The organism is Mesorhizobium sp. M00.F.Ca.ET.216.01.1.1 (assembly GCF_004010325.2).
In the GTDB taxonomy this organism is placed as follows: Bacteria; Pseudomonadota; Alphaproteobacteria; order Rhizobiales; family Rhizobiaceae; genus Mesorhizobium.
The window spans coordinates 1-292 of the sequence record NZ_SADR02000498.1; the positions used below are offsets into that span (position 1 = coordinate 1).

Annotated in this window: 1 protein-coding gene; it reads right to left on the reverse strand. The window is 69.5% G+C overall.

Annotated elements, in window-relative coordinates:
• Nucleotides 1–292, reverse strand: a 292-nt coding sequence (locus tag EN859_RS38555) for an aldehyde dehydrogenase family protein (protein WP_189502582.1), incomplete at both ends; no start/stop codon positions are given.

A 292-nucleotide genomic window follows, 5' to 3' on the forward strand; every position in this document is an offset into this window, starting at 1 on the left:
CGGCGATCTCGACCAGCAGCCGCGCCGTCAGCGGCGAGAACTCAGCGGGCTTATGAACCACCGTGCAGCCGGCGGCCAGTGCCGGCGCGATCTTCCATGTCGACAGCATGAATGGCGTGTTCCACGGCGTGATGATGCCGACGACGCCGACGCCTTCGCGGGTCATCTCGACGCCGACGCCCGGCCGCACGCTCGGCACCATCTCGCCCGACAGGCGCAGCGTCTCGCCGGCAAAGAAGTCGAAGATCTGCGCGGCGCGGATCGGCTCGCCGACGCCCTCGGCCAGCGTCTT